Below are 11,277 nucleotides of genomic sequence, written 5' to 3' on the forward strand. Positions count from 1 at the left end.
TTTGAAAAGCCCCCTTTTTAAGGGGGTTGGGGGATCTCTTATGCGTAAGTCCTAATAAATTATGAATTATCTTGACTAGCTTTTGGTTCAGGGAAAGTCAACGTCCAATTATTTTTATCATTCACCTGAGAATATAAACCTTGAAGAATGAGCCGCAGAGTTTTCCGAGTTCTAATAGGCTTCTTTACTAAATAAGTTCCTGATTCAGCAAAGATATCATCAAAGTTTTGTTGATGACCAAATTGCTTTGAACAATAACTACCAGCGCCTTGGACTGTCAACACAAAAAATGGAGCTTGTTTGTATTCATTAGGAATCATAAATATTCCATATACATGGTGACGACCACGCCACGGCTGAACACTAACCTTAGTAGCGTGTACTTGGAATTTTGTAGTTTTTGATGCGATAAAAGCCTCGAAATTGCAATCAGAATCATTCACAGGCCACCACAATGCAATAATACTCAGGGAGAGCAGAAAAATTAAAATATAGGGGAGTCTGCGACGCATAAAGCCAAGAAAATTTGTTGATGCGGCTGGTAAAATTTGATGAGTAATGATAGTGCAGCTACGGCGGTCAGATATTCACCTGCAACACCTCTGCAAAACGCTTTAAAGAGCAAAGACAAAACATTTTGCAGTTGGTTAAACTTCCTGTCCAAAAATTGCAGATTGTAGATGCGTAGTTTACCGCCGTAGGCATCGCTTCCCCTGTTTTAGTAGCTCGGTTACAGTATTAAACCTAGCTGAGAAACCAGCAAGCTTTTGTGGCTGTTAACACTGATTTATGCTCAAATTTTTAGCTGTGATGAATTCTACAATTCGTTACTTTTGTTATGCTTTTTATGTGGCTCTGTTGACATCAGCAGATGTTTTGAGGAAATTAGGGCGTAGGCGTAGCCATCAAATTAAGAAAAAATTTACTTTTACTTCTAAGAGGTTATTTGAAAAGTCGTTAGCTGTGATTTTCAGCACCTCTTGATCCCCCCTAGCCCCCCTTAAAAAGGGGGGAAAACTTCTTAAAGTCCCCCAATTTATCGGGGGATTTAGGGGAATCTAAAACTTTTTACTACCAACAGCAGGACTTTTCAAACATCCTCTAAGGAATTAATGGGGTAGTCAAATACACAAATATCCGTTATATTCCCGTAAGTAACAATTGGTATAAAAGTTTATGATAAAAAATTGGACAAGTCTTAGGACAGTTGCGGGTTTCTTTAGCGCAATCGCACTTACACAGTTCGGGGCAAATACCTCGGCGATCGCTGCTGACACGGTTGTTGTGCGTTTTGGTTTATTTACAGAATCCATCTCTCTTGCTGAGTTGCAAAAGGCTGCAAAAACTGGGGAATTATCTGGGAGTTTACAGTCTTACACTAAAGGATTATCTGAAGAACAACGTCGCTTCTTCTTGGGGGCGCTGGGTATGAATATACCCATGAATGTTGTCACACTTGATAAGTTAATTAATACTCAGATTGGTACAACTATTCTCAGTGACTTTGCTACAGCCTTAGCCCGAAAGGATAAAGCTGGAGTACAAGCACTGAGAGCCGGATTGGTATTAGGTTCTAATGCACCGCAGGGTCTTTCTATACTGAGTTTTATTGCCGCTTATCCCAGTAAACGCTTAGAAATCGATTTGCCAAAGGCTTTGGCTGTTGCAGGGAATTTAAATACAGCTTTTTGGCGCACTCAGCAATTTATGTTAGCGATCGCTCCCCAACTCGACCCCATAAAAACACAGCCGAGAACACCGCAGATTGCTTTCCCTATTGATCCCAGCCAACCAGGAAGTGCCCAAGTAAAAATACTCAACTTAAGTTTGAATGACCAAAAGCGCGATCGCAAAATCCCAGTTGATATTTACTGGTCAACTGCTGCAACTCCCGACAAACCCGTTATTGTCTTTTCTCACGGCTTCGGGTCAGTCCGCACAGACTTGCGTTATCTAGCAGAACATTTAGCATCGCACGGTTATGTAGTAGCAGCTTTAGAACATCCCGGTAGTAATCAGGCAAATACTAACTTAGCATTACAAGGTAAAACCAGAATTGTAAAGCCTCAAGAGTTTTTGTATCGCCCTCAAGATATTAGTTTTGTCCTCGACGAATTAGAAAAGCTCAACCAAACAGCTAATCATCCCCTGCAAGGGAAACTTGCAACCACAAACGCGATGGTTGTTGGTTATTCTTTTGGTGGTGGTACAGCTTTAGCACTTGCTGGAGCCGAGTTGCAACTAGAACATCTCAAACAACGCTGTAAAAAGAACTTGACTATCTTGAGTTTGGGAGAAAATATGCAGTGCATCGCTCAAGAACTACCAGAAAATAGTTATCAACTACGAGATCCCAGAATAAAACAAGCGATCGCTCTCAATCCCACAACTTCTCTGATATTTGGCGAAACTGGGTTAACTAAGATACAGATTCCTACCATAGTGTTAGCAGGTTCCGCCGATAAAACCACCCCAGCTTTAACTGAACAGATTGTCGGATTTGAAAAAATTCCATCTCCAAAATGGCTAGTTGGTATAATTGGGAGTACTCATCTAAGTGTAAAAGACCCCAGCACCACATTAGATCAGATCGGACAACCAAATACACCAATTAGTGGCGGTGAAGTTGTCGGTGAAAAAGCCGCAGATGTTCGCAAGTACGTTAAAGCTATAACTTTGGCCTTTGCTTTCCAGATGACTCCAGAAGCTAAAAACTATGCCATCTTCCTAACACCAGATTATGCCCAGTTTGCTTCAACTTCTGCATTTCCATTTCGCCTAATTACACAGATTCCTCCTGATGCTATGGCAGTGGTGAAAGAATTTGTTGATAAATAAGGAATTTCCAATTAAACAAATTAGGACTTACGCAAAAACCCTCCTAAACTCTCATTTCTCCGTGAACTCTGTGTCGCGCCAGTTGCTACAAGTCGGGGAACCGCAAGGGCGCACTGGCTTCTCTGCGGTTCGTTTTCCGTTATGCGTAAGTCCTAATACATATTATGGTTAATTTGTATAGTTGAGTAAGTCCTAAAATATTTAATTTTGTGGGTAGCTTACTTAAGAGTAGGGATACGGAAAACGTCAGAAGTCGCCGCTTATTCTGACCTCCCCTACGATTTTTATTTTTAGCCAAAATAAAGCCCAAGCTAGCTATATTCGCAGCAAATACCTCACGTTGAGGATCGATTAATCGAAAATACAGTACTTTTCATTTAAGTGAAGTAACCATTCCACCAGCCCGATCAAACATCCTCCTTAAAACATCCGGGGAGGGTTGGGGAGGAGTGTAATAAGATCCCCGACTTATTTGAGAAGTCGGGGATCTGAGTCTCTCGATTTTCACAACTCATTTAGGATTGCTATACAACTTCTAAAATTGACCTTATACCAACTCTGTGTAAACTTTTTGCTTCGACAAAAGTATATTACCTTGATATTAGCCTCAAAGTTGATGTTAAATCTATACTAAATTTTTACAGTAAAAATATCTGTTTAGACATAAAATTCATAATGTATTCGTAAAAATAACAGAAGCTTAAGAGTGTAAAAAACTAGGAGCAAATGCGGAATAATGATGATACATACGTATCTTATCGGAATCGTAAATTGTTTTTGAAAAAATATGTCAACTAATTGTAGAGTGTATTAACAGCTTGTAATGCATATTACACGTATTTCAAAATTCAATATTATTCCTGTAACTAACATATTACAAAGTAGTTTCAAGATAAATGAAAACAAGTTATTTGATGCGAAATATCTTTGTATATGTATGTATTGACGTAAATTACTTTAAGTATACAAAAGAAAATTGTAGAGCATTGTTATCTGCTACAAGCCACAGATTAACCAAAAAATAAACAATTAAAGGCTTTTTTTTGTTTACTTAAATAATTAGTTTTACCTACATTCTGTATTGGAAAACTGATTTTGGATTCCGAATTAAACAATTATTCCATTTCGCTCAAGCTTATGCAACTCTATACAACTCGTGAAATTGAACAACTCCAGCAACACGAAGACCTTCCTTGCTTAATTGAAATTATTAACTGGGTGAAAAACTTTTTAGGAAAGTCTCATCCTGACTTAGGCAGACCCGGCGTAGTTTGCCCTTTTGTACCTTACTCTCTCAAATCAAACAGTATTCGTATAGCAGTTATTCACACAAAAGATTTGTATTCAGAACAGTTAGAAGAAATTGTTGGACGCTATCGAGATATATTTCTGCAAATAGATGTTAAACAGCAAGAATTAGCAATTAATAAAGCTTTTTTACTTATCTTTCCTGATATCCATATAGAAGACGCTCCGAAAGTAATAGATAGTGTTCAGCAAAAACTTAAACCTTTATTTGTTGAGTCAGGACTGATGATCGGAGAATTTCATAAGCGTAATGAAAGTCCTGGTCTGCACAACCCAAACTTTCGTCCACTTCGTAGTCCTATACCCTTGTTGGCTATCCGGTTTATGGTTGAAGCTGACCTCCCCTTTCTTCAGAATCCGACAGATCCACACTTACGTATTCGCTATCTGGAAGCTTACTTAAAGCATTTCGATCGCAAATTTACAGATGAAACAAAGTTTAAAAATGCTCATCAAGCATTGGCTTTAGCAAAAGAACAAATTAGACAAGAAAAGTTGGTAAGTTCTTGCATATAACAAATGTTTGAATTTCAACTTGGCGATTGAGCATGGGTATGGAGGATTGCGATATTATTTGTGATAGATAAAAGCAAATAATTTGGTAAATAAAATGGCGAAAGAAATAGAGCGGAAATATTTAGTGATCGGAGATAGCTGGAGAGAATTAGCTGAAGGTAATATCTATCGTCAAGGATACATTTCTACACAAAATCAAGCGACTGTACGCATACGTATAGTAGGAGAAAAAAGTTATTTGACTATTAAAAGCCCCAGTATTAAATATTCGAGATTAGAGTTTGAGTATCCTATTCCTGTGAAAGATGCTCAAGAAATACTTGAAACATTATGCGAACGTCCATTTATAGAAAAAACCAGATATAAAATAGAGTCAGGTGGCTTGATTTGGGAAATAGATGAATTTGATGGTGTTAATAAAGGACTAATATTAGCAGAAGTTGAACTCAGTGATGAAGATCAGCAAATTGAACTACCAACCTGGATTGGAGAAGAAGTTTCTGATGACTCCAGATATTTCAACAGCAATTTAGTAAAACACCCTTTTTCACAATGGTAAGCAATATCTGTAGCGATCGCTATATTTCTAATATCGAATGGTGTAGTAAATTCCGGTTCGGCTGTACCAATGACAGCATTCAATAAAGTTTCATTACCGATGCGATTCCCTAAGTTTTTACTACCAAGAAATCCAGGCGCATTTACATAGATAACTGGGATATTAACTTGTTGTGTTGCAAGTTGGCAAACACTATCAATATCATCACCAATCAAAGCAGACAGACAAGTAGCATAAACAAAAATAGCGGCAGGATGATAGCGTTGAGCAACATCCACAATCGCTTTGTACAGTTTCTTTTCTCCACCAAAAACGATATTACCTTCACTAAAGTCAGTAGTAAAAGCAGTTTGGTATAATTGTGAGCCTGATGATAGGCTGCCATGAGTTGCCCAAGGATTGTGAGTACAAGAAACAGCACCATGTACTAAATGAACAGCATCAGTAATAGCTCCGACAGAAACCATCGCTCCATCAAAAGGGCAATTTCCTTGGGTTGCACCTGGTTGTGGTGGTTTTGTGCAAGTGAGTTTTTTCTGACCAGTAAATTTTTTCTGGTTAGATTTGCAAGGTGTTTCACTAAGTAGTTCGTTAATTGTTACTTGAGTGTTTTTCATGCTTTTCCTCGTGCTAAAAATAAATACAAAACAGCCAAAAATGAGGAGTTAAGAGTATTATTTTCTCTCTATCTCCTATTTTTTTACTTACCAATTTTGCTGCCTAGTCTCCACTCGTCTTTATATATGTTGGTAGACAAAGTTTGTTGAGACTGATTTCTGAGAAATTACAAAAAACAGCAATTGATGCACTAGCATTTCAGATAAAACAAGCAACTCCTCTGATGCATCCTGTATTTTTAGAAAGGCTTGTTATCGCAGCCCTCGCATGAGTTAAATCTTCGCCTGTAGCCCCTCACCGCAAAGAGATGTAACTCACTCAGACGATAAACACTATAATTCTTTGGCTAGTGTTAGCTTATCTAAATATTAGTATAGCTAATACTATGTGAAATCAAGTATTGTTTTGAGATTTTTAGAATATAAATTATTAGATAATTAAACACGATAATTTACACACATATTTTCTATGTACCTTATGTTCTATTTTATTATCTAAGCAAGAAATTTATTTTTTACTAATAGTATTCCAGATTTAACTAAAATAACAATTTATCCAGGTAATTGTAGCCTTATTTTTTTTAATACTCTAAATCTATCGATAAATATAACTATATTAAAAAATTTTCTTGAAATTTGAAAAGTATACACTATTTGAACTATGAGCTTTAGCCGCAGCCCTAGTTCGATTCACGGTGGCGATCGCTTTGCAGATCCGAGAGATTTTACCAACAGCCCCCTCTGCCAAACATTTCCTGATTTCCTGTTCCATATTTATCATTTATATGCAATTCTTAATATTATAGCTGTTAACTCCGGTAAGTCGATTGATGTATAGTATTTTGTATCCTAGCTTTTGCAAAGCAATGCTCATAGCTCTGCAATACTCTAGGCTAATCAGTGCCAAAAGGCTATATAAATATCACAACCTTATTAAGCATCCCAACAAAAAGTAGAGCAAACCGTATGACGAAATATGTAAATCTTGGCAAAACTGGACTCAAAGTATCCCGGATTACACTAGGCACGATGACTTATGGTTCACGTAAATTGCGCGAATGGGTATTAGAAGAAGAAGAAAGTCGTCCATTTATCAAACTGGCTTTGGAATTGGGGATTAATTTCTTTGATACCGCCGATGTCTATTCCTTGGGTGCTAGTGAAGAAATTGTCGGGCGAGCGCTGAAAGACTTTGCCAAACGAGATCAAGTTGTGATTGCGACTAAAGTACATGGCAAAGTCGGCGATGGACCCAATGATCGAGGACTATCTCGCAAACATATTTTTGACAGCATTGATACTTCTTTGCGGCGGCTACAAACTGATTATGTAGACTTGTACCAAATTCATCGTTGGGACTATGAAACACCAATTGAAGAAACCCTAGAAGCACTGCATGATATTGTCAAAGCAGGTAAAGTCCGTTACTTAGGAATTTCTAGTGTTTACGCATGGCAGTTTGCTAAAGCTCTTTATACAGCAGACATTCACGGCTGGACTCGTTTTGTATCAATTCAAAATCACTACAACCTAGTTTATCGGGAAGAAGAACGAGAAGTAATACCCTTAGCCCTAGATCAAGGGATTGGTATTATTCCTTGGAGTCCCTTGGCGCGGGGCTTTTTAGCAGGGAATCGCAGTAAGTCAGACCATGGCCAAACACTGCGGGCAAAAACTGACGAATTTGCTCACAATCTCTACTATCAAGATTCAGATTTTAAAGTAGTTGATCGCGTAGTTGAATTAGCCGCAAAACGGGGTGTGAAACCCACACAAATTGCCCTAGCTTGGCTATTGCATCAACCAGGTGTGACATCTCCCATAATTGGCGCTAGTAAGATAGAACATCTTAAAGAGGCTGTGGAGGCAGTGGATTTAGAGCTTTCTGATGAAGAGCGCAAATTTTTAGAAGAACCTTACACACCCCATCCTATACTAGGGCATCAGCACCCATCTGGAAATCGCCCATAGAGTAATCTTGCACCAGGCGACTGGAAGTCACGGCTACACAGGCAAAACCCGCCTACGCGGGTTAAAAGCCTTGATATTACCTCTTTTTGCCTAAAGTTCGCCACCACGTAAACTTTGTGGGGAATTCTGCGAAAGAGGTTAAAACCCTGCTGCTTATGTTTCATTCAATCTTGCATTATCCTGCCTTACCCTATTCAAAATTCTAAGTTGTTGAGTTGGATCTTTGTCAGTACCTCCCATTTTGCCATGATGCCAACCCATGTTACGGGTGTAACTACCCAGTAAGTTTTGGGTAATTAACTGTTCTGTATCAATCTCATCATCCAGTTCGGCATAAGGCGACACATAAAGCGCATCAACAGGGCAATACAACTCGCACAAAAAACAAGTCTGACAATCTGATTTACGAGCAATTACAGCTATTCCATCGTCTCCAGAATCAAAGACATCGCGCGGACAAACTTTTACGCAGATATCACAGCCGATACAGCGATCGCTATCAACAATTTCAATCATTACGCTACCTCTTGCAACTGATTTTCTGCGGCGACAACCACAACATCATCGATACCACTGGTAAATATTCTTCTTGTTTGTTGCACGTCAGTTTTTGTAAAATCCGTGCGTCGGTGCATTGTCATTGACATCCTCACCGGACTGAAGCCACGGTGATTCTGGAGTAATAAGTAATAAGTAATAAGTAATAAGTAATAAGTTAATATTCTTACTCATTACTCATTACTTATTACTTATTACTTTAAAGCCGTGCTAGAAGCACGGGGCTTTAAACCCATTTTTTCGGTAAAAAATATATGACCAGAGTAGAAGGTGAAAATACACGTTTACGTCATTATCTGGCACGCCTACAGACGCTCCTAACGTCGCTATCGCAAAACATTATGCTATTCCAAGTCAGTAGATATGCTTAAATACTCAATTCGCTTGTTACTCCATTACTTAAAGTATAGAGAAATACCTGTATTTAGTTAATTCATCCCGCATTTATGCAACGCCAAAAATTGTACCTAATTTTCCTTTTGGATTGGCGTTCAGACCTTTTTAGATTTTAAATTTTGGATTGGAAATCTAAAATCTAAAATCTAAAATTCAGTGACGATCGCTTATAAGTTATTGCAGCAGTAAAAATGTATGAAATACTTAGCCTCGGTGAGGGGATGGGAAATTGTTCTGGGGTGGATCGGGGTGGGTGCGATCGCTGTTCTAGCAATCTGCTGATGGTAGAATAAGTCTAAAATTAAGAACATTCATAATGTTACATGAATTTCTTTTAGCAGAACGTGACGAAATTCTCGCCTTATGTTCAAAAAAGATCACGGGTCTTGGTGATTCCATGAGTTCGAGCGACGAAATGGAAAGAGGATTACCTGTGTTCTACGATGAACTCATTGAGGTATTACGTGCTGATGCTGATATAGATGAATCTAGGGAACCAGATAACAATTCTATAGAAAGTCTTCACAAAGCCTCCGCAGAGCGCCGGGGGAAAGAGTCGTTAAAACTTGGCTACAGCATTTCTCAGGTTGTTCATGGCTACGGCGCTCTTTGTCAAGCTATCACTCAGTATATTCAGGATAATAGTAGTGAAACAGCATCCCCTCGTGAATTCAATCGATTAAATTTCTGCCTCGATATCGCTATCGCTGAAGCGGTTACAGAGTTTAATCGAGGTCAGCGCGAGAATGCAGAGCGGAATGAGGTTCTACGTCTTGGATTTCTAGCACATGAGTTGCGAAATGCGTTGACCTCCGCTACTTTAGCTTCCCAACTTATAATCACAGGGAAAGTCGGAACCAATGGAAGTACATCTCGTATTCTTGAAAATGCCCATAGGCGGATGAGAGACATTATTGATCGTTCACTTGTTGAGGTGCGACTGCGGAACGAACCAACCGGACAATATCAGAGATGTCGAGTTATTCACCTAGTCAGTGAAGTTGAGGCTACTGCATGGTTTGAAGCAAGTGGGAAATCAATTGAGGTGCGTGTAGAGGTAGCGCCGGAATTGGAGGTTTTAATAGATCGTCACCTAATAATATCTGCCTTATCAAATCTGGTTCAAAATGCCATTAAGTTCACCAAGCAGGGTGGGATTGTATGGATACGCGGTAAGGCTGTAGGTGGGCGTGTTTTGCTTGAAATAGAGGATCAATGTGGAGGACTCCCGCCTGGTGAGGCGGAAGAACTTTTTAAGGCTTTTTCTCAGATGGGAACAGATAAATCAGGATTGGGGATTGGGCTGACAATCTCACGACGCGCCGTATCGTTAAACAAAGGTATACTCTCAGTTCGGGATATCCCCCATCAAGGATGTGTCTTCTCAATTGATTTACCCAAAGCCTCCTCCCCTCTCCCCACTACATAATCCTCTAGCTCCATCTTCGCTGCGCTCACTTATGTAAACTCCAACTATTTTTCTAGTCTTTTTATCCAAAGCTAAAAATAAATAATTTTAGTTACTAAATCTCTATTATCACTACATATTTACCACTACCAAAATGTTTAGACTTGCTAAAAATAAACTATAGCGGTTCTCGCTTGGGTGCAGTACAGTTTTGACCTCTCTCCAAACCTCTCTCCTAAAAGGAGAGAGGCTTTGAATCTTACTCCCCTTCCCTTGAAGGGAAGGGGCTGGGGGTTAGGTCTGTATTCCATGCAATTGGGAACCGCTATATATGTTAGTATTTCCAAAGCATAACGGGAACGAAGGTTAGGACTCAACTATTTAACAACGCTATAGATATTATTAGTTATGAGTTTCCTGCTCAACCAAAATATCCACTCTATCTTGCATTTATAGATCGTATATCTCCAGACAAGGAGCGATATCATCATTAAATGCTGCTATCAGATAGAAAAGACTGCACGTAGCTACTCAATTTAATTGTTGCAGTGATTATTATTTATTTTTTTCAGCCCAGAGCGAAGATATTTAGCTAGGAAGTTCTTTTCGAGAATATAACTAGTTGTATAGTTTTCAGGGATGAGATGTAGTACTTGTGCAATTAAATCGTTGAAGTCTGATGGTTGTTCACAGGATACATATTGACCAAGCCAGATAAGGGCTATAACTTGTCCTTTTTCTTCTGAAGAAAAATCGTCTACATATTTATGTAGTACTCTGACTGATGTTCTTCCTGTCATTTCAAAATCTTCTAAATAATTAGACAATTTGTCTAGAAAAGTTTCTGGTATATTTACTTTCCCAAACAGTACATCTGATGAATTTGGGCAATAGATTAATTCAGCAAGCTCAATGATTTTATATACTTTATTAATTAATAAAAAATTCATATTTATCTTCAAGCTAAAATCATAGTGAATAAGGAAAAATATTGATCAGCTCTTAGAGGTTGTTTGAAAAGTGATATGTTGTGATTTTAATTGAATTATTACCCCCCTTATAAAGGGGGGAAACAAGAAAAATTCGGTTCCCTCCCCAATATATCG

Annotated in this window: 11 protein-coding genes and 2 pseudogenes; 8 read left to right on the forward strand and 5 right to left on the reverse strand. The window is 38.6% G+C overall.

Translation table 11 applies throughout. The features are described from left to right. Positions 1-59: 59 nt before the first annotated feature. A complete protein-coding gene (locus HWQ37_RS32485; RefSeq protein WP_292755209.1) occupies positions 60-512 on the reverse strand; it encodes a hypothetical protein in 453 nt (150 codons plus the stop codon). Positions 513-810: 298 nt separating this feature from the next. On the opposite strand from HWQ37_RS32485, the gene HWQ37_RS32490 reads away from it, so the two are divergent. From HWQ37_RS32490 to HWQ37_RS32505, 4 genes are all read left to right on the forward strand, one after another. Beyond that, complete coding sequence (locus HWQ37_RS32490) at positions 811-984, forward strand: hypothetical protein (protein WP_292755211.1); 174 nt, start codon at positions 811-813, stop codon at positions 982-984. A gap of 192 nt (positions 985-1,176) precedes the next feature. After that, positions 1,177-2,838 carry an alpha/beta hydrolase gene (locus tag HWQ37_RS32495; RefSeq protein ID WP_292755213.1) on the forward strand — a complete coding sequence of 554 codons (1,662 nt, stop codon included), beginning with the start codon at positions 1,177-1,179 and terminating at the stop codon, positions 2,836-2,838. A gap of 1,137 nt (positions 2,839-3,975) precedes the next feature. Beyond that, a complete protein-coding gene (locus HWQ37_RS32500) occupies positions 3,976-4,662 on the forward strand; it encodes a DUF6875 domain-containing protein (RefSeq protein ID WP_292755215.1) in 687 nt (228 codons plus the stop codon). 94 nt (positions 4,663-4,756) lie between these two features. Beyond that, complete coding sequence (locus HWQ37_RS32505; RefSeq protein WP_292755217.1) at positions 4,757-5,221, forward strand: CYTH domain-containing protein; 465 nt, start codon at positions 4,757-4,759, stop codon at positions 5,219-5,221. A 20-nt stretch (positions 5,222-5,241) separates the two neighbouring features. Here the strand turns inward: HWQ37_RS32505 and HWQ37_RS32510 are convergent. Next, positions 5,242-5,838, reverse strand: a pseudogene (locus HWQ37_RS32510) (nitrogenase component 1); the annotation flags it as partial. 661 nt (positions 5,839-6,499) lie between these two features. Between HWQ37_RS32510 and HWQ37_RS32515 the strand changes: the two are divergent. Next, complete coding sequence (locus HWQ37_RS32515; protein WP_292755219.1) at positions 6,500-6,676, forward strand: hypothetical protein; 177 nt, start codon at positions 6,500-6,502, stop codon at positions 6,674-6,676. A 128-nt stretch (positions 6,677-6,804) separates the two neighbouring features. Beyond that, the gene (locus HWQ37_RS32520) at positions 6,805-7,809 is read left to right on the forward strand and encodes an aldo/keto reductase (RefSeq protein ID WP_292755221.1); all 1,005 of its coding nucleotides are present in this window, start codon (positions 6,805-6,807) and stop codon (positions 7,807-7,809) included. 153 nt (positions 7,810-7,962) lie between these two features. Here the strand turns inward: HWQ37_RS32520 and HWQ37_RS32525 are convergent, their stop codons facing one another. Beyond that, on the reverse strand, positions 7,963-8,325 hold the full coding sequence (locus HWQ37_RS32525; protein ID WP_292755223.1) for a 4Fe-4S dicluster domain-containing protein: 363 nt from the start codon (positions 8,323-8,325) through the stop codon (positions 7,963-7,965). Further along, a complete protein-coding gene (locus HWQ37_RS32530) occupies positions 8,325-8,450 on the reverse strand; it encodes a hypothetical protein (protein ID WP_292755225.1) in 126 nt (41 codons plus the stop codon). The genes HWQ37_RS32525 and HWQ37_RS32530 overlap by 1 nt, the downstream gene beginning before the upstream one ends. 162 nt (positions 8,451-8,612) lie before the next feature. On the opposite strand from HWQ37_RS32530, the pseudogene HWQ37_RS32535 reads away from it, so the two are divergent. Beyond that, a pseudogene (locus HWQ37_RS32535) lies at positions 8,613-8,799 on the forward strand (IS1 family transposase); the annotation flags it as partial. A gap of 280 nt (positions 8,800-9,079) precedes the next feature. After that, positions 9,080-10,192, forward strand: a complete 1,113-nt coding sequence (locus tag HWQ37_RS32540; protein WP_292755227.1) for a sensor histidine kinase — start codon at positions 9,080-9,082, stop codon at positions 10,190-10,192. A 515-nt stretch (positions 10,193-10,707) separates the two neighbouring features. Here the strand turns inward: HWQ37_RS32540 and HWQ37_RS32545 are convergent. Next, positions 10,708-11,121: a DUF3775 domain-containing protein gene (locus HWQ37_RS32545; RefSeq protein ID WP_292755229.1), complete on the reverse strand. Its 414-nt coding sequence runs from the start codon at positions 11,119-11,121 to the stop codon at positions 10,708-10,710. Positions 11,122-11,277 lie beyond the last annotated feature (156 nt).

This window comes from Nostoc sp. NMS4 (genome assembly GCF_017115095.1).
GTDB lineage: Bacteria > Cyanobacteriota > Cyanobacteriia > Cyanobacteriales > Nostocaceae > Nostoc.

Bases quoted from the DNA above. Each gene is read 5' to 3' on its own strand.
- HWQ37_RS32495 (WP_292755213.1), top strand. From the start codon at position 1,177: ATGATAAAAAATTGGACAAGTCTTAGGACAGTTGCGGGTTTCTTTAGC.
- HWQ37_RS32490 (WP_292755211.1), top strand. From the start codon at position 811: ATGAATTCTACAATTCGTTACTTTTGTTATGCTTTTTATGTGGCTCTG.
- HWQ37_RS32530 (WP_292755225.1), bottom strand. From the start codon at position 8,450: ATGACAATGCACCGACGCACGGATTTTACAAAAACTGACGTGCAACAA.
- HWQ37_RS32545 (WP_292755229.1), bottom strand. From the start codon at position 11,121: ATGAATTTTTTATTAATTAATAAAGTATATAAAATCATTGAGCTTGCT.
- HWQ37_RS32525 (WP_292755223.1), bottom strand. From the start codon at position 8,325: ATGATTGAAATTGTTGATAGCGATCGCTGTATCGGCTGTGATATCTGC.
- HWQ37_RS32515 (WP_292755219.1), top strand. From the start codon at position 6,500: ATGAGCTTTAGCCGCAGCCCTAGTTCGATTCACGGTGGCGATCGCTTT.
- HWQ37_RS32520 (WP_292755221.1), top strand. From the start codon at position 6,805: ATGACGAAATATGTAAATCTTGGCAAAACTGGACTCAAAGTATCCCGG.
- HWQ37_RS32505 (WP_292755217.1), top strand. From the start codon at position 4,757: ATGGCGAAAGAAATAGAGCGGAAATATTTAGTGATCGGAGATAGCTGG.
- HWQ37_RS32540 (WP_292755227.1), top strand. From the start codon at position 9,080: ATGTTACATGAATTTCTTTTAGCAGAACGTGACGAAATTCTCGCCTTA.
- HWQ37_RS32500 (WP_292755215.1), top strand. From the start codon at position 3,976: ATGCAACTCTATACAACTCGTGAAATTGAACAACTCCAGCAACACGAA.
- HWQ37_RS32485 (WP_292755209.1), bottom strand. From the start codon at position 512: ATGCGTCGCAGACTCCCCTATATTTTAATTTTTCTGCTCTCCCTGAGT.